General features: G+C 32.4%; 17 protein-coding genes. 6 read left to right on the plus strand and 11 right to left on the minus strand.

All coding sequences use genetic code 11. The features are described 5' to 3' along the window. The 3 genes from WC223_07055 to WC223_07065 form a co-directional block, all read right to left on the minus strand. A partial coding sequence (locus tag WC223_07055; GenBank protein MFA6923997.1) for a phage integrase SAM-like domain-containing protein occupies positions 1–1062 on the minus strand: 1062 nt, incomplete at its 3' end. A 452-nt stretch (positions 1063–1514) separates the two neighbouring features. Beyond that, positions 1515–3182 (minus strand): S8 family serine peptidase, encoded by a 1668-nt coding sequence (locus tag WC223_07060; protein MFA6923998.1) that lies wholly within the window; start codon positions 3180–3182, stop codon positions 1515–1517. A 211-nt stretch (positions 3183–3393) separates the two neighbouring features. Further along, entirely contained in the window at positions 3394–3840 is a 447-nt protein-coding gene (locus WC223_07065) for a GNAT family N-acetyltransferase (GenBank protein MFA6923999.1), read from the minus strand. A gap of 189 nt (positions 3841–4029) precedes the next feature. On the opposite strand from WC223_07065, the gene WC223_07070 reads away from it, so the two are divergent. The 3 genes from WC223_07070 to WC223_07080 all read left to right on the plus strand — a co-directional run bounded on the left by WC223_07070 (position 4030) and on the right by WC223_07080 (position 10357). Further along, on the plus strand, positions 4030–6957 hold the full coding sequence (locus tag WC223_07070; protein ID MFA6924000.1) for an FAD-linked oxidase C-terminal domain-containing protein: 2928 nt from the start codon (positions 4030–4032) through the stop codon (positions 6955–6957). Between the two features lie 231 nt (positions 6958–7188). Further along, positions 7189–9528: a TonB-dependent receptor gene (locus WC223_07075; protein ID MFA6924001.1), complete on the plus strand. Its 2340-nt coding sequence runs from the start codon at positions 7189–7191 to the stop codon at positions 9526–9528. A gap of 13 nt (positions 9529–9541) precedes the next feature. Beyond that, complete coding sequence (locus tag WC223_07080) at positions 9542–10357, plus strand: DUF4249 domain-containing protein (GenBank protein MFA6924002.1); 816 nt, start codon at positions 9542–9544, stop codon at positions 10355–10357. 72 nt (positions 10358–10429) lie between these two features. Here the strand turns inward: WC223_07080 and WC223_07085 are convergent, their stop codons facing one another. The 5 genes from WC223_07085 to WC223_07105 all read right to left on the minus strand — a co-directional run bounded on the left by WC223_07085 (position 10430) and on the right by WC223_07105 (position 15795). Then, positions 10430–12196: a (Fe-S)-binding protein gene (locus WC223_07085; protein ID MFA6924003.1), complete on the minus strand. Its 1767-nt coding sequence runs from the start codon at positions 12194–12196 to the stop codon at positions 10430–10432. A 164-nt stretch (positions 12197–12360) separates the two neighbouring features. Then, complete coding sequence (locus tag WC223_07090) at positions 12361–12693, minus strand: 4Fe-4S dicluster domain-containing protein (GenBank protein ID MFA6924004.1); 333 nt, start codon at positions 12691–12693, stop codon at positions 12361–12363. A gap of 96 nt (positions 12694–12789) precedes the next feature. Next, complete coding sequence (locus WC223_07095; protein MFA6924005.1) at positions 12790–13845, minus strand: FAD-dependent oxidoreductase; 1056 nt, start codon at positions 13843–13845, stop codon at positions 12790–12792. Positions 13846–13976: 131 nt separating this feature from the next. Then, on the minus strand, positions 13977–15005 hold the full coding sequence (locus tag WC223_07100; GenBank protein ID MFA6924006.1) for a heterodisulfide reductase-related iron-sulfur binding cluster: 1029 nt from the start codon (positions 15003–15005) through the stop codon (positions 13977–13979). 76 nt (positions 15006–15081) lie between these two features. Continuing rightward, positions 15082–15795, minus strand: a complete 714-nt coding sequence (locus WC223_07105) for a 4Fe-4S dicluster domain-containing protein (protein MFA6924007.1) — start codon at positions 15793–15795, stop codon at positions 15082–15084. Positions 15796–15952: 157 nt separating this feature from the next. Between WC223_07105 and WC223_07110 the strand changes: the two genes are divergently transcribed. Continuing rightward, complete coding sequence (locus WC223_07110; protein ID MFA6924008.1) at positions 15953–16663, plus strand: phosphoadenylyl-sulfate reductase; 711 nt, start codon at positions 15953–15955, stop codon at positions 16661–16663. Between the two features lie 18 nt (positions 16664–16681). Here the strand turns inward: WC223_07110 and WC223_07115 are convergent, their stop codons facing one another. From WC223_07115 to WC223_07125, 3 genes are read right to left on the minus strand one after another with little or no spacing between them, the layout of a single operon-like run. Continuing rightward, on the minus strand, positions 16682–17989 hold the full coding sequence (locus WC223_07115; GenBank protein MFA6924009.1) for a GTP-binding protein: 1308 nt from the start codon (positions 17987–17989) through the stop codon (positions 16682–16684). Between the two features lie 60 nt (positions 17990–18049). Beyond that, on the minus strand, positions 18050–18958 hold the full coding sequence (gene cysD / locus WC223_07120; protein ID MFA6924010.1) for a sulfate adenylyltransferase subunit CysD: 909 nt from the start codon (positions 18956–18958) through the stop codon (positions 18050–18052). Between the two features lie 14 nt (positions 18959–18972). Then, the gene (locus WC223_07125; protein ID MFA6924011.1) at positions 18973–19305 is read right to left on the minus strand and encodes a DUF2061 domain-containing protein; all 333 of its coding nucleotides are present in this window, start codon (positions 19303–19305) and stop codon (positions 18973–18975) included. A gap of 310 nt (positions 19306–19615) precedes the next feature. Between WC223_07125 and WC223_07130 the strand changes: the two genes are divergently transcribed. Next, positions 19616–21388 carry a tetratricopeptide repeat protein gene (locus tag WC223_07130; GenBank protein MFA6924012.1) on the plus strand — a complete coding sequence of 591 codons (1773 nt, stop codon included), beginning with the start codon at positions 19616–19618 and terminating at the stop codon, positions 21386–21388. Further along, on the plus strand, positions 21388–22158 hold the full coding sequence (locus tag WC223_07135; protein MFA6924013.1) for an exonuclease domain-containing protein: 771 nt from the start codon (positions 21388–21390) through the stop codon (positions 22156–22158). Before WC223_07130 ends, WC223_07135 begins: the two co-directional genes overlap by 1 nt. Positions 22159–22242: the final 84 nt, after the last annotated feature.

The raw sequence follows: 22242 nt of genomic DNA on the forward strand, positions 1-22242 counted from the left end.
GATTGTTATCAAATCGTATTTGGGTTTTGTGATTTCTATTGATTTTCCACCTGAAAACTTAACAATATTAACACTTTCATTAATTTCTGCAATTTCACAACATTTTTTGATATATTTATTAAGTTTTTGTTCAGACATTGTTGGAAGTGGAGTTAAAGGCAAATCATTATATTTATTTAAAATATTTTGAGCAAATGAACTTATAGGAATGGTTTCATAGCTTTTGGTTTTTTGAATAGTTTTATAAATGACATTATCTTTTATATGCTCTCTTCTCAATTGATTAATATCAGACACTCTTAATCCTGTATAACAACCAAAACAATATAAATCTCTTGCTTTTTGATGTCTTTCAAGTTCAAAATTATATTCGGTAAGCTTCATTAATTCATCAATTGTTAAATATATTATCTCTTTTTCTTTTTCCGGTGCTTTAAATTTTCTGTGAATATCATTATTATGATGATTCCTATCTTTTGCCCAATTTAAAAAAGATTTTAAAACAGCTATAATTTTACTAAAATAATTATCTGCAATTTTCATTTTCAAAAAAGCAAACTCTTTGAGCTTATCAAAAAACATTAAATCTAAAGTGTTAATATCAATTGCGAAATTTGTTTGACTTTCAAACTTCTTTAAAAAATTCATTACCGTTGTGTATCCCTTAATCGTTCTTTCCGCTCTTGTTGACTTGTTTGTTTCGATGTATTCATTGAATAATTCAAAAAATGAGTTGTTTGATTTGTTTTCTTTTTTAAAAAGATTGTTTTTAAAATATGCTTCTGAAAGTTCAATTTTTTTAAGTTTTGTATCATTTATTAAATCTTTCACATCAGCTTCAATATTATCTAAGAAATTATTTATTCTTACTAATTCTTTTTCATTATTAAAGTTTCTTTTCTCGAAAATTCTTTGTTTCTTTGAATTCCATAATGCAGGTTTTACTTTTTCTCCTGTATGGAGACGAAACCTCTTATAATTAAAAGTTATTTGTAATAATATAGGTTTCAAACCTTTTTTATCTGGTTTGACTGATTTTAAATAAAAGTTTATATTTGCCATTATTAAATATAATTAAGTTGATTTTACAAAGATAAATATAAAAATAATAGGGGTCAAAAATAGGGGCAAATATTTTATAAAATTGATTAAAATTACTTTAAGCTGAATTAAACAAAACACATGTAATGCCGACAAACAAAGAAGTACAGTAAAATATGATAAAATCGAGAAATAATTAAATAAGTTCGGCTTCGGGTACTTTTTAAAACAATAAAACCTCTGTATTTACAGGGGTTTTGTTGTTTTTAGGTAACAAAATAAATCGAACTAAAGAAATCAGAAATTTTTAAAATCTGTTTTCAACCGCTCTTCATCAGTGAAGTTATTCATTGTTTTTTTTTAAAATCCGAAAAAACATATAGCAAAATGGATTTTCCAATTTTATTAACACAAGTTATTATAAACAACATTGTGAAACTTGACATATATATTTATTTGACGATAAATATCCTTTATTTAATTATGTTTATATTCTTGCTTATCACATAGTCATCAAACATTAACGTAACATTATATAATCCGGCAGGATATGTTGTCATGTCAAATTGAATACTATTGTTTTTATTGTTGTCTGCAAACGACCTTTCAATAACTTTTTTTCCATCAATTCCTGTAATTTTAACCAATATAGGATTTTTACCGGAGTTAAAATAAATATTTATCAATCCATTAGAAGGATTAGGATAAATATTTATTGAATGAGCTGACTGGCTGTTTTTTATTTTTTCTTTAACATCTACGGTATTCAAAACTGCCTGCATAGCAGCGGCAGCATCCATACGGGGACCTATCTGCTGAGACCCGATATTATGCGCTGTCGACACGAGAAGATTGGTAATCTGGCTATTTGTAAGATTTGGATTCAGCGACCACATCAATCCGGCCAGGCCTGAAACCATAGGAGTTGCCATAGAAGTACCAACCATAAGATGATAATTTCCAACTATTCCCAAAGGTGTGAGGTCAGGAGCTGATGCGCTACCGTAGGCGGAAGACAGACATGCTGTTGAACTCAACGCAGCACAATTGTACGATGTATTTTGCCCACCCGGTGCAGCAATATCTACCTGGCTGCCATAGTCGGAGAAAGAAGCTCTTTGGTCGTTCGAATTAACTGCCCCCACACAAATCACATTAGTACAAGCACAGGGATAATTTATTGTGGTATTTCCTTCATTGCCCGCAGCAGCTACAAGGATGCACCCTTTTGTATTATATGCATAATTCACTGCATCCTGAAGGGTACTACCACCAGTAGTAGAAGTGAAAGACATATTGATGATATTAGCCCCATTATCTGCTGCCCAATAAATGCCATCGGGAACATTCACTATACCTCCCAAATTATTTGTTATCCTCACTGCAACTATTTTATTGTCTACACCTATGGAAGGCATTCCCAGACCATTGTTAAAGTCGGCAGCAGCCAAGCCGGCAACATGCGTACCATGCGACCAATCATACGTATTGGATACAGGATTGCAATTGCTTGTGCCATCATATACATTATGTGTGGCAACGATTTTATCAGCAAGGTCTTCATGTGTGGTATAAACAGCATTATCCACAATACCCACCTTTATATTAGGGCTTGCTGGTCTGTTATTAAGATATATATCCCATGCTGTTTCAGCATTAACAAGGTCAAAATACCATTTCCATCCCACGTTAGCAAAACCAGGCACCTGATTGAGATAGTATTCATCATTGGGCACATAAGTCAAATGGTATGCAGGTTCTTTTTCTGCATATTCAATAATATCCATCTTCTGAAGTTCATTAATAATGGCATCTGCTTCTGCATGGTTATTAAAATACATTCTGAATATCCTTGGCATTCTTATATCCCGTACATCTGCATCATAGAAAGGGCGCTCAACTTTGGCAACAGAATATAAATCTGATATCTTCTTTATAAAAGAAAACTGGGTTTTATCAACTTCTCGTTGATATACCTGCTTAAATGCTCCCGATGTTATGGAAACATTATCTTTTAATTTGAACAATACACAACCTTCCCTGTATTTAGAGGAATCAGTTTGTGCGAATGCTGATAAGATAAGAAACTGGGCAATAATCCCAAATAGCATTGAAATAACAAATTGCGTACTTTTTTTCATGGCTACATATTTTTTAATACTCACAATATAATTAAGGGCACCTCTAAAAACTTATTTTTTTAGTACAGAGCCAAGACAAAAATAAATAATGGTTTAATAAAAACCAATTCTTTCGATATTTTTTTTTATAATTTACGACAATATTCTTAAAACCATAATTATCAGCCACCATTGTGATATTGCATCGCCAATTTTGTATAATCATTTAGTTTTATTCTGTCAATTGCTCTTCTAATGGCTTATAAAATTCTTTATACATTTTTTCATTGGAATAAAAATTCAGTTTTTCCAACATTTTAGCAGATGTTTTGTATCCATAAGCAAGAATTGCATTTATTCCTCTTTCCTTACATTTTTTTTCAAATTCGAGATAAAGTTTTATGCCAATAGTTTTATTTTGATATTCTTTTTTTACTGCACAAAACCATAATAAAATAACATTGCTAATTAATTTTTCTCCGCTTATAAAACCTTTTATTTGCCCTTCGGTTTCGTAAACCAAAGTCAAACATTTTTTATTTGTAACAAGTACTTCAATCCATTCTCTGTCATAAGGAACATCGTCATTATACTTGAATGGCTCCATATCTAAAAGTTTATGAATAATATCAACATCTTTTTTTTGAGCTTTTCTGATTGATTTTTTATTTTTTTTCATTGTTTTATTTTTAGTATTTGGCGGGACTTTGATATCTGCGTCATTTAAGCTCATTATCTTCACCTTGTTATTTTAATCTTCATACTTAACACTTCAAAAATAACAATAATTTTTCTGAAATTTGATTTATTTCATTAACAAAAAAATCAACTAATCTTTTTAAATTTGCGTTCTATTGATTTTAACCAAATGGATTTAAAGTATAGGCAGCTCGCAAAAATATCAGAAGGTGATTTTTTTACCGATAAAGCAACACGCTTGATTTATGCAACAGATGCATCAATTTATCGCGAAATTCCGCAGGCAGTTGCAATTCCAAAAAGCGATGATGATATAAAAAAATTAATCCGTTTTGCGAAAAAAGAAAAAATATCGTTAATATTTCGCGCAGGCGGAACCTCGCTTGCAGGACAATGTGTAGGAAGCGGCATTGTTGTTGATATTTCAAAATACTTTAATAAAATAATTGAATTAAATGTTGAAGAACATTGGGTGAAGGTGCAGCCGGGAGTTATTTTATCGGAGTTGAACAAACATCTCGAAAAGCATGGGTTATTTTTCGGTCCCGAAACATCAACTGCCAATCGCTGTACAATAGGCGGAATGGTTAACAATAATTCGTGCGGTTTACATTCGTTGGTTTACGGCAGTACTCGTGAACATACGCTCGAAATAAAAGCAATATTAAATGATTGCTCCGAAGCAGTATTCAAGCCGCTTTCAAACACTGAGTTTGAAGAAAAATGCAACGGCAATTCTCTTGAAAATAAAATTTATCAAAGCATTAAAAATATTTTATATGACAAAAAAAATCAGGAAGAAATAAAAAACGAATATCCTTTAAAAAACATTCCTCGCAGAAATACGGGCTATGCTCTCGATTTAATTCTAAACTCCTCCCCTTTTGAAAATAATTCCGAAAAATTTAATTTATGCAAATTACTTTCCGGTTCGGAAGGAACTCTTGCATTTTTTTCGGAAATAAAATTAAATCTTGTTCCATTGCCACCAAAAGAAAAAGCACTTGTTTGTATTCATATAAACAGCGTTGAAGAAGCATTGCAGGCAAATATTATTGCCCTTAAATTCAAACCGTCTTCTGTGGAATTGATGGATAAAACAATTATAGAACTTGCAGGACAAAACATTTCACAGCAGAAAAATAAATTCTTCATTAAAGGTGAGCCAGGAGCAATTCTTTTTGTTGAATTCGCTAAAGAAACCAAAGAGGAAATAAATAAAATTGCTTCGGAAATGCAACGGGCAATGGAAGAACAGAAACTCGGCTGCCACTTCCCGATACTTTTCGACGATGACATAAACAAAGCTTGGGATTTGCGTATGGCGGGACTCGGCGTTTTATCAAACATGCGAGGTGATGCAAAACCTCATTCATTTATTGAAGATACTGCAATTGATGTAAATGTTTTACCTGAATATTTTTCTGAATTAAATAAATTTCTCAAAAATCTGAATGTTAAATTTGTTTGCTATGCACACATTGGTACAGGCGAGGTTCACATCAAGCCGGTATTGGATTTAAAAACCTGCGAGGGAGTTCAGCTTCTTAGAAAAATTGCCGAATACACTGCTAATCTTGTAAAAAAATACAAAGGTTCGTTAAGCGGCGAACATGGTGATGGAAGAGCGAGAGGCGAATTTGTTAAAATAATTATCGGCGAACATAATTATGAACTTTGCAAAAAAGTTAAAGAAACTTTTGATGAAGATTATATTTTCAATCCGGGAAAAATTATTGATGCACCGGCAATGGATACAAGTTTGAGATATTCTTTCGAAAAAAATATTCCCGAAATAAAAACTCATTTCGATTTCAGCGATACAGATGGAATTCTGAGAGCCATTGAAAAATGCAATGGTTCGGCAGATTGCAGAAAAACAATTACAGCAGGAGGAACAATGTGTCCTTCATACATGGCAACAAAAGATGAAAACAAATCAACACGTGCAAGAGCAAATATTTTAAGAGAATTCCTCACTAATTCTGAAAAGTCAAACATATTTAATCACAAAGAAATTTATGAAGTTCTGGATTTATGTGTCTCATGTAAAGGTTGCAAATCTGAGTGCCCCTCGAATATTGACATGACAACTTATAAAGCTGAATTTCTTCAACATTATTTTGATTCAAATAAAATTCATTTAAGGACAAAGCTTTTCGCAAATATTGATAAGATAAATTTGTTTATATCAAAATTTCATTTGTTCTACAACTTTGCAATGTCAAATAATTTCACAAGTAAATCTTTAAAATATTTCCTAAACATTTCGCAAAAAAGAAATTTCCCGTTGTTACATTCTTTTACTTTACGGAAATGGATTGCTCAAAATGCACAAGAATTAAAACCTTTGGATAATGTGCAAATAAAAGGAAAAGTATATTTATTTTGCGATGAGTTTACAAATTATTATGATGTAGAAACAGGAATAAAAGCAATCAAGCTTTTAACAAAGCTTGGCTATGAGGTTGAAATACCAATGCATCCCGAAAGCGGAAGAGCATTACTCTCAAAAGGATTTATCCGTAAAGCAAAAATGATTGCAAACAAAAATATTGATGTATTCAAAAATATTGTTACAAAAAACACACCCTTGCTGGGAATAGAACCTTCGGCAATTCTGAGTTTCAGAGATGAATATTTAAGATTGGCTGAAAATAAAAATAAAATTCATGCTGAAAACATTTCAAAGAATACTTTTTTGATTGACGAGTTTCTGGAAAATGAATTTAAGAATGACAATATTTCAGCAAATGATTTTTCGGATAAAAAATTGAAAATAAAACTGCACGGGCATTGTCATCAGAAATCATTGGCATCAATAGAATCCACAAAAACAATTTTAAGTATTCCCAAAAATTACGAAGTTGAAATTATACCTTCCGGATGCTGTGGAATGGCTGGTGCTTTCGGATACGAAAAAGAACATTATGATTTATCAATGCAAATCGGTGAATTAATTTTATTTCCCGAAATCAGAAAATCGGAAAATGAAACAGTAATTGTTGCCCCGGGAACAAGCTGCCGCCAACAGATTAAAGATGGAACCGGAAGGAAAGTTTATCATTCCGTAGAAGTTCTATATGATGCTTTATGATGTTCCCGAAACTTCGAAATTCATTATTTCCATCAGCCTGATTTGATATTTTTTTTAATAATAATGAATAACGAATGTCGAATATCGAAGTAAATACGAAATACTTTTATCGTCATTTTTTCGTTTTTCACAGAATATAACTTTTTAAATAATAAATTACTCTTAACTTTGTTTTCTTTAAGTTGCAACTATTAAAAAGATTATTTGTCTTTGTATGAAATTTTTGATTAGATGAAAAGATTGATTTTTAAAACTATAATTATTATTCTGGTAACAGCATTAAATGCAAATGCTTTAACACTTCCGAAACTCACTATTAGCGGGCATATTAAAGACAGTAAGGATGGTGAAGTATTGATAGGTGCAACCATTTATGTTAAAGAATTAAAAACAGGAACCGTTACCAACTCTTACGGATTCTATTCATTAAGCTTGCCTGCCGGCATTTACAACGTTACATATTCTTATATCGGATATAACAACATTTCAAAAAACATTAATTTAACAAAAGACATAACGATTAACGTTGATTTGGAAGAAACCCGTACAGCAATAAAGGAAGTTGTTATTACCGATAAAAGAGCCGATGAAAATATAAATAAAGCGGAAATGGGAGTTGTAAAGCTTGATGCCAAAACGATAAAGTCAATACCTGCACTTATGGGCGAAGTTGATGTTCTCAAAGCAATTCAGCTATTGCCCGGAGTTCAATCCACAGGTGACGGCAATTCGGGATTTAATGTAAGAGGAGGCAGTGCCGACCAGAACTTAATTTTACTTGATGAAGCTACTGTTTACAACGCTTCCCACTTACTCGGATTCTTTTCTGTTTTCAACAACGATGCTGTTAAAGACATTAAACTTTATAAAGGAGATATTCCCGCCGAATACGGAGGGCGAATGTCGTCTCTGCTTGATATAAGAATGAAAGACGGCAACATGAAAAAATATTGCGGCACAGGTAGCATCGGACTTATTTCAAGCAGGTTAACATTAGAAGGACCTATCGTTAAAGACACCTCTTCGTTTATGATTTCTGCAAGGCGTTTTTATGGTGATTCATATTTCAAAATATTTCCCGACACGATGATTCAGGATGTAAAGATTCACTTCTATGACCTTAATATGAAACTGAATTATACATTAAGTGATAAAGACCGCTTATTTTTGTCAGCATATTTCGGTCGTGATGTTTTTAAATTTGCCGAAGATTTTCATTTGGACTGGGGCAATAATACCGAGACATTCCGATGGAATCATCTCTTCTCAAAAAAACTCTTTTCTAATCTCACATTCCTTTTCAGCAATTATGATTACGGAATGAAGGTTGAACAGGCAATGATGGGCTTTAAGTGGATTGCAAATCTGCAGGATTATGGCATTAAATCAGATTTTACTTTTTATCCGAATATGAAAAATACAATTAAATTCGGGTTCATTTCAACATTTCATCACTTCAATCCGGGTTATGCTAAAGGTACTGGAGAAAATACATTCATTAATGAATTGAAAATGCCGACTTCCAATGCTATGGAAGACGGGATATTCATCTGTAATGAGCAAAAAATAGATTCTTCTCTGACTATTGATTACGGTTTAAGATATTCGATTTTTCAAAGCATAGGCGCCACAACTGTTTATTCTTTCAACAGCGAACACGAAACCATAGATACCACCGTTTATGGTAAAGGGAAATTTTATAATACATATTCGGGACTCGAGCCAAGAATAAGTTTAAAATATTCACTCAACGAAAAATCTTCCGTGAAAGGTTGTTATTCAAGAACGATGCAATATCTTCATCTTGCATCAAATTCCACAGGTGGATTTCCACTCGATATCTGGCTGCCCTCAAGTGCCAACATAAAACCTCGATATTGCGATATGTATTCAGTTGGTTATTTCAGAAATTTAAGAAAGAATACAATCGAAGTTTCACTCGAAACATATTATAAAAAATATAAAAATGAAATTGACTTCAAAGACCATGCTTTGCTGTTGCTTAATCCAAAGATTGATGGCGAGCTAAGATTTGGTAAAGCACAAACTTATGGAGTTGAATGTATGGTAAGAAAACAGGAAGGACTGATTACCGGATGGATAAGCTACACGTATGCAAGGGCATTCAGAACAATAAAGGAAATAAACAACGGATATGAATACCCATCAGGTAATGATAAACCGCATAATGTTTCAGTTGTTGCAAATTACGAAATCAATGAAAGATTAAGCATTGCAATAAACTGGTTATATTCAACGGGTGCAGCAGTTACTTTTCCAACAGGCAGATTTGTATATGGAAACACTGTGATTCCGGTATATTCCGAAAGAAATTCATACAGAATGCCCGATTATCATCGCCTTGATGTTAGTGTTACTCTTAAAGGGAAAAATAAAACCGGTAAAAAGTTTCATGGTGAATGGAATTTTTCAGTTTATAATATTTACAACAGGAAAAATGCTTGGATGGTAACATTTGAATCCGATAAAAATGATGAGAACACAATGGTTGCTTATAAATATTATGTTTTACCACTTGTGCCATCAGTATCATATAATTTTCATTTTTAATTTACAAAAAAATATGTTTAAGAAAATTTTCTATTTATTGTTTTTAATAGTTCTTGCAATATCAGGTTGCAAAAAGCAAATTGATATAAAAACAAAGGACGCTTATGTGAGATTGGTTGTTGATGGACTGCTCACAGATGAGTATAAACGCCATACAATTAAACTTTCGAAGACAAGCAATTATTTTAAAAATGAAACTCAGCCAATGGCAACGAGTGCAGTAGTTTCAATAAGTGATGGTAGTTCTATTTTCCCTCTCACCGAAACTTCTCAGGGTATTTATCAAACAGATTCAATAAAAGGTATTGTAGGAAAAACATATACATTGAATATAAAATATGATGGCGAGGAATATTCAGCAAGTTCATTGCTGAAATACGTCGCTCCTATTGATTCGATAACTTTCGGAACAGACCAGTTCGACCATAAAAAAGCTACAATTAATCTCTGGGCACAAGAACCCGCTACAACAGGCGATTATTACTTATGGCTTTATTATATAAATGACACAATTCAATCCGATACATTAAAAAGATTAATGTTTACCGATGACCTAATGGTAAACGGGCATTACATACCTGATTTCCCCATATATTCTTTTACTCCGAAAATAAATGATACTGTTACCCTTGAAATGAGAGCAATAACAAAAGAATATTATGATTTTATTTACGCTGCTTTCATGGAAGTATATGCAGGAGACCCTTTCTTTTCCGGTCCGCGATCAAATGTTAAAGGTAATGTAAAAAACCTGACAAATAAAGATAAAGATGTAATGGGATTTTTTATTGCATCTGCTGTAACAAAAAAAACGAGAGTTTATAAGTAATTCCATTTTCGGTTCTGCGAAACTCAGCGAAAAACTCTGCATAACCCTGCGAGAAATTTTTAAATTCCAGAATCAACTATCCATCGCTTCAGCAACCACTTCAGATATATCGGCAACTCTTATAATACTTTTTCTGGAAAATGATTTTTTACACAAAGGACAAGAAGTTATCACTGTATCGGGATTGTTTATGGTAAGTCCTTTTAATGTTTCAAGCATTATGGCATCGCGTTGCTGAAATTTTATTTGAGTATTGCCAATGCTTCCTCCACAACAAAGCGAATCCTCTTTATTATCAGCCGACTCTTTTAATGTGGAAATTTTATTAAGTAACGCTCTCGGCTCAGAATAAATTCCACTGCCTCTACCAAGTTCGCACGGGTCGTGATATGCAAGCTGCCTGTCAATTTTATGTAGTTTTAATATTCTGTGATTCACCAATTGCAAAAGATATTGTGTGTGATGTAACACTTCAATATCGAGCGAATAATCTTCCTTAAACATTTTATAACAAATAGGACAAGAAGTAACAAGCAATTTCGCTTTCGATTCTTTGATTTGTTTTTTATTATACTCCATTAATTTTTTTGCACCATCAATATTTCCGGCAAGCATCAAAGGTCTGCCGCAACAAGTAGTTTCAGCAACATCCATAAACCAATAATTTATTTTTGCTCTATCGAGAATTGCTGTCATTGATTTTTTTATTGCAGGTGTCAAATGAGTCATGCAGCCCGCAAAATAAATAACATCGCAATTTTTTATTTCATGTCCGTTCAGATATTCAAACGAATTTTCGATGCTTGAAATTTCATTCCTTTTAGCAATTCTTATGTTATTTGTGCTTATTCCAACGGGGCAATATTCCTGACATCTTCCGCAAAGAAGACAATTTGCTGCAACATTATTTTCAATTTCATTTTCTCTAATTGATTTCAAAAAATATACCGATTGAACATTATTTATTTCATTAACCGAAGCGAGCTGGCATTTATCAATGCATATTCCACATCGCGGACATGAGTTGACTTCTATTTCCGAAAAAGATGTAAATTCTTTTTCTGTCTTTAATCCGAAATTTCTGAAATAAATTAAAATAACTTCCGTCAAAATATGCATATATCTTGAGAAAGGAAGCGATATAAAAAAGATACATAGAGCAGTTGAATAAGCCCACCATGCAGGATATATCAATACTGAAACAGGAAGAAATAAATTAAAAAAATGTCCTGCGCTACCTGTTAAAAAGCCGCCGTTGTGATAAACTCCTGATGTAAAACTTTCGGCTAAAAATCTTAAAGGGAAAATACACCACAGTGAAATTAAAGCAAATTTATCGAATGGCTTTAGCTTAGTGGATTTTTTTACTCCGAATAATTTCGAATAAAATCTTTTCACAAAAGCTAAAGCCACACCTGAAAGTATAACCAATAAAATGAAATCCATTATAAAATTAAAAAATGCAGAATGTTCTTTTCCAACCATGCTATGATTAAAAAATTTATAAAATATGGGTTCGTAAGGCATGTTAAAAGCCCAGTTGCTGTGAATTTTTGCTTCAATAATCCCAACACTTATCAGTAAAAACCAGCCAAAAGCAAGAGATGAGTGCATGTATCCGAGCAACGGATTTACCCTGAATATTTTTCGGTGCAAAAGAGATTCCATAAGCACCTCTTTTGTTGCAATAATAATTTTTCTGCTGAAAATACCTTTTAAAATCTTTTTCTTTTCCTCAATTGAAAATTTATTTATCCAACCGGTATATTTATATAGCAATATTGCAAAAAGCACCACCGCTCCTGCGCAGAAAGGTATTACAAATGGGTCAAAATTCATTTTTATTAACAATTATATTATTAATATTTTTTTAATAAAAATCCTTTGTGTGACTTTGTGAATTCCTTTGTGCGACTTTGTGGTTAAATATTTTTACCGCAAAGGACTCAAAGGAGCACAAAGAAAAAGTAATTACATTTTGGGATGTTCCCTCAATACTCATTTTAATGAAATAATTTAATTGCCTCATTTATTTTCAAAATAATATTTCTCGTATTAACTCCCCGCGGACATACTAATTGGCATTTACCGCAAAGCATACATTTTTTTATTTCTTCTCTGAGATTTTCAACTTCACCAACACGAATCATATTTGTTATCTTTCTTATATTAAAATCCGTAAAATTACCGGCACTGCATGTAGCTGTGCATGCACCGCAAATAAGACAAATGCTAATAGTACTTTCTTCTTTTGCAACATATTCAATAATTCGCCTGTCAGCATTATCGAAATCTATTTGCCGGTCTTTATTTATCGTATATCCAAAATCAATCATAATTTAGTTTTCAGTTGAGAAATCAGAATTTTACAAATTAATTTTCAAATCCTAAATCTTAAATCCTAACTCCTAAATTTTTCCCATATCTTGTTATTAATTACAAATTGTTTCCATCCTTTTTTCCACTTTATAATTTTCAAGATAGCTTGCAACCATCACTGCTGCAGCCCTTGCGTCAACAAAAGTATTATTTATTGGTCGCGGAGCAACGCATGTTCCTGCAAAAAAAACACCCGGAATATCTGAATTTGTGTTTGCAATATGTTGGTCGAGTGATTTCAGGAATCCATTAACTCCGAATTTCAAACCAAATATTTTTCCTATTTCTTTTGTTCCTTGCGACGGAACAATGCCAACCATAAGCACGAGCATGTCAACATTCATTTTCAAAGGTTTTCCTGCTAAAGTATCTTCAACTTTAACGACTAATGAATGGTCAATATTTTCGCATGCTTCAGAAAGTCGACCTCGTATAAAATTAATTCCCCATTTTTCTTGTGCTTCTCTGTATAAAGTTTCAAAGTGCATTCCGAACATTCGCAAATCCATATAAAAACAATAAACTTCAGTATCGGATAATTTTTCTTTTATTTCAATAGATTGTTTAACGGCAGTAACACAGCATACTTTCGAGCAATACATATTTCCCACTTTTTCATCTCTTGAGCCCACACAATGAACAAATCCTATTCTTTTAGGAACTTTGCCGGAAGGAGTTGTTAATGTTTTCCCACTGGAAAATAATTCTTCCAACTCTGCTGATGTAATAACATTGTCATAAATGCCATATCCATATTCTTCTTTCTGACGGGCATTAAAAGTATCGTAGCCGGTTGCAATTAAAACAGCATCCGCATTCAGCTTTTGTCCGTTTTTTAATTCAATTTTAAATTCATTTCCGCTTTTCTCTGCATTTGCAACTTCAGTATTCAGTAATACATTTACTCCCGAAATTTTTATTCCATCATTCAAAAAATTCACAACATCTTTTCCCTGCCTCATTGTCGGGAAAAGTTTTTCCCACTTTAATAAATGCCCCCCAAGTTGTGAATTCTTTTCAATAAGTGTTACATCATATCCCATTGACTTAAGGTATGTCGAACTTTCCATTCCGGCAATTCCACCACCTATCACTACTACTTTTTTCATACTTTTTTATTAATTTATTTTTGTATGTATTTAAAATGTCTTCTTTTTAATTAGCAAATGAATAATTAATATTTAATAATAAAAATCACTATTGTCCGATAAAAAAATATTACAATTTGACATTGCACCAATTATTCATTATTCATTAATTCTCTTTTTTCATTCTTATCATATTCCACTCCTATTTTATCAAGCAATGGTTCGCAATCTGTCTGGTGCATTTGCAATCCCAAATCCCATGGGTCGTAACCTAATACAAGTCCTGCAACTTCTTCATAAGTAAATACAGGAATTCCCTCACCATTTTTCCCATAAGTTTTTCCTTCCATTTCTTTTATTGCATATTGCCATCTGTCGAGAAACATAGGACAACCCGGACAATTGGTAATTATCATATCCGGTTTGTAAGGTTCCATTGAGTCGAATTTCTTTTTTGAGCAAGCAATGGAATAACCTCTGTTTGCCTGAACCAGATATTGACGAAATCCGAATCCGCAGCAGTGACGGCGCTCAGGATAGTCAATTATTTCGCCGCCCCAATCTTCAATCATGCCGATTAAAACATAAGGATACTCTGCTCCTCCCACTCCTTTACTCGGAAACATTTTTGAATAATGACAACCTATATGTTCAACTACTTTCAGTGGTTCACCAGTATTTTTATTTATTAATTTATATTTTGCTTTTGCTGCAATTTCTTTACGAAACTTAAAAATAATATCGCTTGCATGAGCAAGATTTTTTGGTATTTTAAATTCCCTGCCTGTAGCTTTTTTCAAATATTCGCGAATTTTATTTTCTGTTTCGGGGAAATGATGCCATGTTTCAAGTATCTCTGTATATAATCCGAAAGAAGTAATACATGATGGAACTAAATTTTCATATCCCGATTCGGTCATTAATGCAAACTGGCGAGCTACAACAGTCATTGTAGTATCCAAAGGAACAATATCCCCATGATAACCAATACCCGTGCATGTTGTATGACAAGGATGCTCATAAACATCTTTTTTAAATTCGTCTCTGAGAATTTTCAAAAATGCAGTTTCTGAGCCGGGAAAGAAATTTTGTCGAACACAACTTCGAACATAAAAATATTTGTCATCAGCAATTTCTTTCTGATAATCTTTCCATATTGCCTTTTTCCCTTCAGGTTTCATATTTTCAATTAAACAATTAAAAAATTAAAAGATTGAAAAATTCTTACGACTTATGACTTTTGTCTTACGACTATTCTCATTCACGACAATGCTTCCCGTTATTTGTTTTATAAATGTGCATGCAATAATCATTATCAATTCCGCTTTCTTTTAAATCAAGCTTCATTTCTTTTGCTTTTATTTTCGACATTTCTTCAATTTTGTCAAATCTTTTTTTGCCGCCTGTAACTTCAAATATTTTTCTTATTTCTTCCAATGCTTCTTCGGGAATTTTTCGGAGTATGCCGGGTCCTTCACCTTTATAATTAGCACCCAATCTCTTAAACACATCACTCCAGTTATCCTGAATCCAATCCCACACTGGTCCCTGCTCAGGATGAAGTGATGTTCCGATTCCCTCTAAATACAGGCAATAGCCATACTTCAAAATCCATTCGCCAACTGTTCTTTTAACAGCAAGTTGTTGTCTGCCTTTTTCAGATTCAATAAAATATCCCATGTCCTGAGATAATGCACGCAAAGCCATAATAATTAAACCGGGAGCATTACCGCGGGGACAGCGTGTTTTACAAGACATGCATTCCCCGCAATACCAAATAGCATCAGATTTCAGAAGTTCTGTTATTTTTTCATCATCTTTGGTTTGAACGATATCAGCAATATTGCGTGGGTCATAATTATAAAATTCGGCAGCAGCACATATTGCAGTGCAAGTGCCGCAATTGAAACACGCTTTTATTCCTTCAACAAACCTTACATCTTCAACTAATTTATCATATAATTTCCCCATTTCAATATTATTTTACACAATGTCTATAAGTTTGGTCGACAAAGTTAAAATAAAAATATTTACATAAATAAAAAAAACAAAAATATTTTTAAATTTTATTGAACATTCTAAAATGCAAATGAATATTTTAAAGTATTTTTGCATTAAAATAATTCAAATGAAAGAAATAGAAATAAATAAAATAAACGAAAATTTTAAAAATTCAACACCTACTGGGGTTTTAGAACATTTTATATCACGATATAAAAATAAAATTTGTTTTGCTTCCAGTATGGGAGCGGAAGACCAAGTGCTGACTCATATGATTAATTCGATTGACAAAACCGTAAAAATATTTACTCTTGATACAGGCAGAATATTTCCCGAAACTTATGATTTAATTGATAAAACAAATAAGAAATACGGAATAAAAATCGAAATATATTTTCCCGACTCACAAAAGGTAGAGGAAATGGTTATCAGCAAAGGAATAAATTTATTTTATGAAAGTTTAGATAATCGCAAACTATGTTGCAAAACAAGAAAAACAGAATCATTGAAGCGAGCATTTGCAGGAAATGAAGTTTGGATTTGTGGTTTGAGAAGCGAGCAATCTGTTACCCGCATTAACACAAAAATGATTGAATGGGACGAACAAAATAAAATGATTAAACTAAATCCGTTAATTAATTGGACTGAAAAACAAATGTGGGATTATATAAAGCAAAACGACATTCCGTATAATATTTTACACGACAATGGTTTTCCAAGCATCGGCTGTCAGCCATGCACAAGAGCAATAAAGCAGGGTGAAGATATTCGTGCAGGACGCTGGTGGTGGGAAGAACCAGAACATAAAGAATGTGGGTTGCACAGACCTAAGAAGTAAAAAAATAGTTTAAAAATCTCAAACAATCATCCCTGCTCCCACCGTTTCATTAGTTCCTTCATCAATAAGAATCAAGCTACCGGTAATTCTGTTTCGCGAGTATGAATCAAAAATTAACGGATTAGATGTTTTTATTTTAATTTTCGCAATGTCATTTAAACCAACGTGCTTATCTTCCATATTTTTGCAGACATTATTTATATCCATTTTATAATCTACTTCGACAATAACACATCGCACATCTCTTGTATTATGCTTTACCATATATTTGCCTCCGACAACAAGAGGTTTTTCATTTAGCCAGCAAATCATAAGTTCTATATTCTGATTTACCTGCGGCTGATTTTTTTCTTTAACCAACATATCACCACGACTAATGTCAATATCATCGGCAAGAGTAATATTTACCGATTGCAAAACAAAAGCAGAATCAAGTTGTTTACCATTTATTTCTATTGAATTAATTTTTGTTTTAATTGCCGACGGCAAAACCAAAACATCTTCACCTTTAGTAAATACACCTCCTGCAATACGACCGGCATAACCACGATAATCGTGATATTCGTCAGATTGAGGGCGAATAACATATTGTACCGGAAAGCGGGCATCGTTTATATCTTCGTCCTTTTCAATCGGAATAGTTTCGAGCAAGCTTAATAAAGTTTCGCCTTCATACCAATTCATTTTTGAAGATTTATCTACAACATTATCTCCATATTTAGCACTTATAGGAATAAAGTGAACATCTGTTATATCAAGCTTTTCAGAAAACTCAAGAAATTGATTTTTTATTTTTTTAAAAACATCGGGACTGTAATCAACTAAATCCATTTTGTTAACACACAGAATTAAATGCGGAATTCTCAATAACGAAGCAATATAAGAATGCCTGTGAGTTTGCTCAATAACACCAAGTCGCGAATCAACCAATATTAAAGCAACATTAGCCGTAGATGCACCGGTAACCATATTTCGTGTATATTGAATATGTCCGGGTGTATCGGCAATAATAAATTTTCTTTTTGGCGTAGCAAAATATCTGTATGCAACATCAATTGTTATTCCTTGTTCTCTTTCGGCTCTTAAGCCATCGGTAAGCAAAGCCAAATTAACTTGCTCCTCCCCTTTTCTTCTGCTTGCTTCTTCAATGGCTTCGAGTTGGTCTTCAAAAATCGCCTTGCTATCATAAAGTAATCTACCAATCAAAGTACTTTTACCATCATCAACACTGCCTGCTGTTGTAAAGCGGAGTAATTCCATGTTGAGATAGTTGTTAGTTGTTAGTTGTTGGTTGTCAGCAGTAGTTATAGATTTTTTTATTTTCATTTTTATAATTCATGATTTATTTTTGTTCGCGATTTCATAAATTCACAATTTCACAATTTGTTAAAAGTATCCTTCTTTTTTTCTATCTTCCATAGCTGCATCGGAGCGTTTATCATCCCATCTGCCGCCACGTTCCGTAACTCTCGAAGCAGCAACTTCGCGAATTATTTCTTCGATATTATATGCAGGCGATTCAACAGCTCCGGTACAAGTCATATCGCCAATTGTTCTGAATCGGATTTTTTTTGTAACTATCTCATCACTTTCTTTCAAAGGAATATAAGGACATTTGGCAAGTAAAATACCATCGCGTTTTATCAACTCTCGTTGATGAGTAAAATATAAACTTGGCATTTCAATGTTTTCGGAATAAATATATTGCCATATATCCATTTCTGTCCAGTTGCTTAAAGGAAAAACCCTGAAATGTTCACCCATTCTTTTTTTACCGTTGAAAATATTCCAGAGTTCCGGTCGCTGATTTTTCGGGTCCCATTGACCAAAATCATCGCGATGCGAGAAAAAACGCTCCTTTGCTCTTGCTTTTTCCTCATCTCTCCTACCCCCACCCATTGCTGCATCAAACTTAAATTCTTCAATTGCATCGAGCAAAGTTATTGTTTGAAGTACATTTCTGCTTGCATTTGGTCCTTTTTCCTCAATTGCTTTTCCTTTATTTATAGCGTCTTGAACAAATCTAACAATACAATTTGCATCTGTTATATCCATAAGTTCATCCCTATAATCAAGTGTTTCCCGAAAATTATGCCCTGTATCAATATGCAAAAGAGGAAATGGAACTTTAGCCGGATAAAATGCTTTTCGTGCAATGTGAAACATAACAATAGAATCCTTGCCGCCACTAAAAAGCAGAGTTGGTTTTTCAAATTGAGCCGCTACTTCACGAATTATATATATTGATTCCGATTCTAATTCCTCAATATGTTTTAATTTATATTTTATTAACATCACAATTATTTTTTTTATTGTACGAATAAAAATGATTTTCTGATTATTCTTCCTGTTAATCGGGTATTTCTTCTAATTACGACTCTCATTCTACCCCACCTTATGTTTTCCCACGCACGTTCATGAAGGTAATATAGAAATATTTTACTAAACACTTCAACTCCTCCTATTGAAAATGCGATTGTTGCTTTTCCCGTTAGCAACCATGAAATAAATATCGTATCACACGTTCCCACAAAACGCCATGAAAAAGATTTTATTATACTTTTTAATGGACGGTCTTTTATTTTCACATCAATTCCGTTTTGCTTGGCTTTCTTTCTGAAAAATATATTATCTATAATCATATTTTGTTTTTGGTTTATTCCGGTTAAAATTTTATATAAAATATTTAATCATGTATTTTGATATTCGAATATTTAATACAATGTCTATCGATTTAGTCGACAAAGGTAATAATTTTTTTTATTTCCAAAATATTTTTTAAAAAAATTATTAACAACATTGAACATTTGTTTTAAAAACATTGATTTTCAGTTGTTGTAACGGATATAATATAGTTATTTAATTTATCTGTGTGATTTTTATTAAAAAAATGATTTTATTATGCACTTGTGTTTTTATTTTTTTTAATTTCGTAATATAAAAAAAAATAAAATGTTTAAAATCAATACTTCAATAAAAACGTATCTTTTATTTCTTTCAATTATTTCTTTTACATACACAACATATAGCCAAACCAACCCTACACCTAAAAATCCCAAAAGTGCACGAGCTCAGCAGCAACAAGATACTATCGGAAATAAAAAAGATGCCAAACTTATTTTTTCCGGTGGCAATTATCAGGATGCACTTAAACAATATTTAATGCTATTAAAAAAGGATACGTCAAATGCTCTTTATAAATATAAAGTTGCTCTTTGTTATTTATATACAAATATTGATAAACTAAAAGCGATTCCTTTACTTGAGAGTGTTTTAAAAAAAGATAAAAGTAATTTCGATGCCTATTACGAACTTGGAGTAGCTTACAAATATGCAAACAGATTTGAAGATGCAATTAATTGTTTCAATAAATTCAGGAGAGAACTCACAAAAGGAAGAGATTACATGGATATTCCGGCAACCCTTCAGATAGAAATGTGTTACAATGCAATGGAACTTATACGAAATTCTGTAAATGTTACTTTTGAAAATCTTGGACCAACTATAAATTCCGAATTTCCCGATTATAATCCTTACGTACCGGGCGATGAATCCTTCATGGTTTTTTCATCAAAAAGAATAGGAAATGTAAGAGGGCAAACAGGCGAAACACAATATGACTATGATGGGTTTTTAATGCCTGATGTTTATATCTCTTATTATAAAAATCGCTTATGGTCAAAAGCAAAAAATCTTGGCGGTACTTTTAATTCCGATTTGTCTGAAGATGTAGTTAGCTTATCTGAAAACGGAAATACGATGTTTCTTTATTTTGACAACTATTTAGGATTTGGTGATATTTTCGTATCCGAAAAAAAAGGTAAATCATTTGGAAAACCCGAAATCATGAGTTATAACATTAACGGAAAAACTCTTGAAATGGCAGCAAGCATTACTGCAGATGGACAAAAACTTTACTTCTCAAGTGATTTAAACAATTTAACAGGAATAAAAGATATTTTCATTTCAAAAAAATTACCTGATGGTGACTGGGGAACTCCAGCCAGATTGAGTAATCGTATAAATACCGAATGGGATGAGGACTGTCCTTACATTACCAACAATGGTAAAACTCTTTACTTCTGCTCACTGGGACATAACAGCATGGGAGGATATGATATTTTTAAATCAGTATGGAATGATGAAGAAAATGACTGGAGCGAGCCTGTTAATTTAGGATATCCTATAAATACAGTTGATGATAACAAAACAATATCTTTCAGCTCGGATAAAAGACATGCATATATTTCAGCTTTTAGACCGGAAGGATATGGTGATTTGGATATTTACAGAATAACTTTTAACGACATATCGCCAAAACCCACATTAGTTTCCGGATATATCACTTCACAGGATTCGGTCAATATTGTTCAGAAAGTAAAGCAAATTGCCGATACTGTAATAAAAGACACTTTGCTGAAACCGCTAATTAAAGATTTGAAAGTAAACACTGAAATTACTGTTACTGAAAAATCCACAAAAAAACATATCGGTACATATAAACCAAATCCCGTAACAGCTAAATACGTAATGATGCTACTACCGGGTGAATATACTATAGAAATAAAAGGCGAAGGTTTTGAAAAAAATATTTGCCAGCTTACTATCGGTGATTTTGAGTTTTATGTACCCGAAATTAAAAAAAATCTTGCCTTATTAATAAATAAACCACCTGTTTTCAATTTTCCTAAAGTCGAACAAAATAACAACAAACAAAAAAAATAATGAATCTTAAACTTTCGAAACCATTAGCATTTATTGACCTTGAAACCACAGGAATAAATGTTACCACCGATAGAATTATTGAGCTTTCCATTTTTAAAGTTGGCGTTGATTACAGTACCGAAACTATTACTTATCGCATAAATCCTACTATTCCCATTCCAATTGAAAGTACAAAAATTCATGGAATTATAGATGAAGATATTAAGGATTGCCCTGCTTTTTCACAACTTGCAGCAAAAATAAATAACATTTTATCAAATTGTGATATCGCCGGTTATAACTCAAATAAATTCGATATTCCAATTTTGATTGAAGAATTTTATCGCACCGGTATTGACTTTGATATCAGTAAAAAAAAGTTTGTGGATGTTCAGAATATTTTTCACAAAATGGAACAACGTAATTTAATTGCCGCATATAAATTTTACTGCAATAAAGAATTACAGAATGCTCACAGCGCTGAAGCCGATGCTAAAGCAACGTATGAAGTTTTTGCATCACAATTGGAAAAATATGATGAATTAAAAAATAAGGACATAAATTTTCTTCACGATTTTTCATGTGCGGGAAATTTTGCTGACCTCGTTGGCAGAATAGCATATAACGAAAACGGTATTGAAATATTTAATTTCGGAAAACATAAAGGAAAACTCATTTCAGAAGTTTTAAAAAAAGAACCATCTTATTACAACTGGATGATGAATAGTGATTTTCCTATCTCTACAAAAAGAGTTTTAACCGCAATAAAACTCAGGGATTTTAATAAATGATAAAATAGTTAATTGTTAATAGTAATAAGGTCAATATTTTTAAGTTTTGGTTTATAAGCACAAATAACAATTAACTATTAACAA

Source organism: Bacteroidales bacterium (assembly GCA_041671145.1).
Lineage (GTDB): Bacteria > Bacteroidota > Bacteroidia > Bacteroidales > JAHJDW01 > JAQUPB01.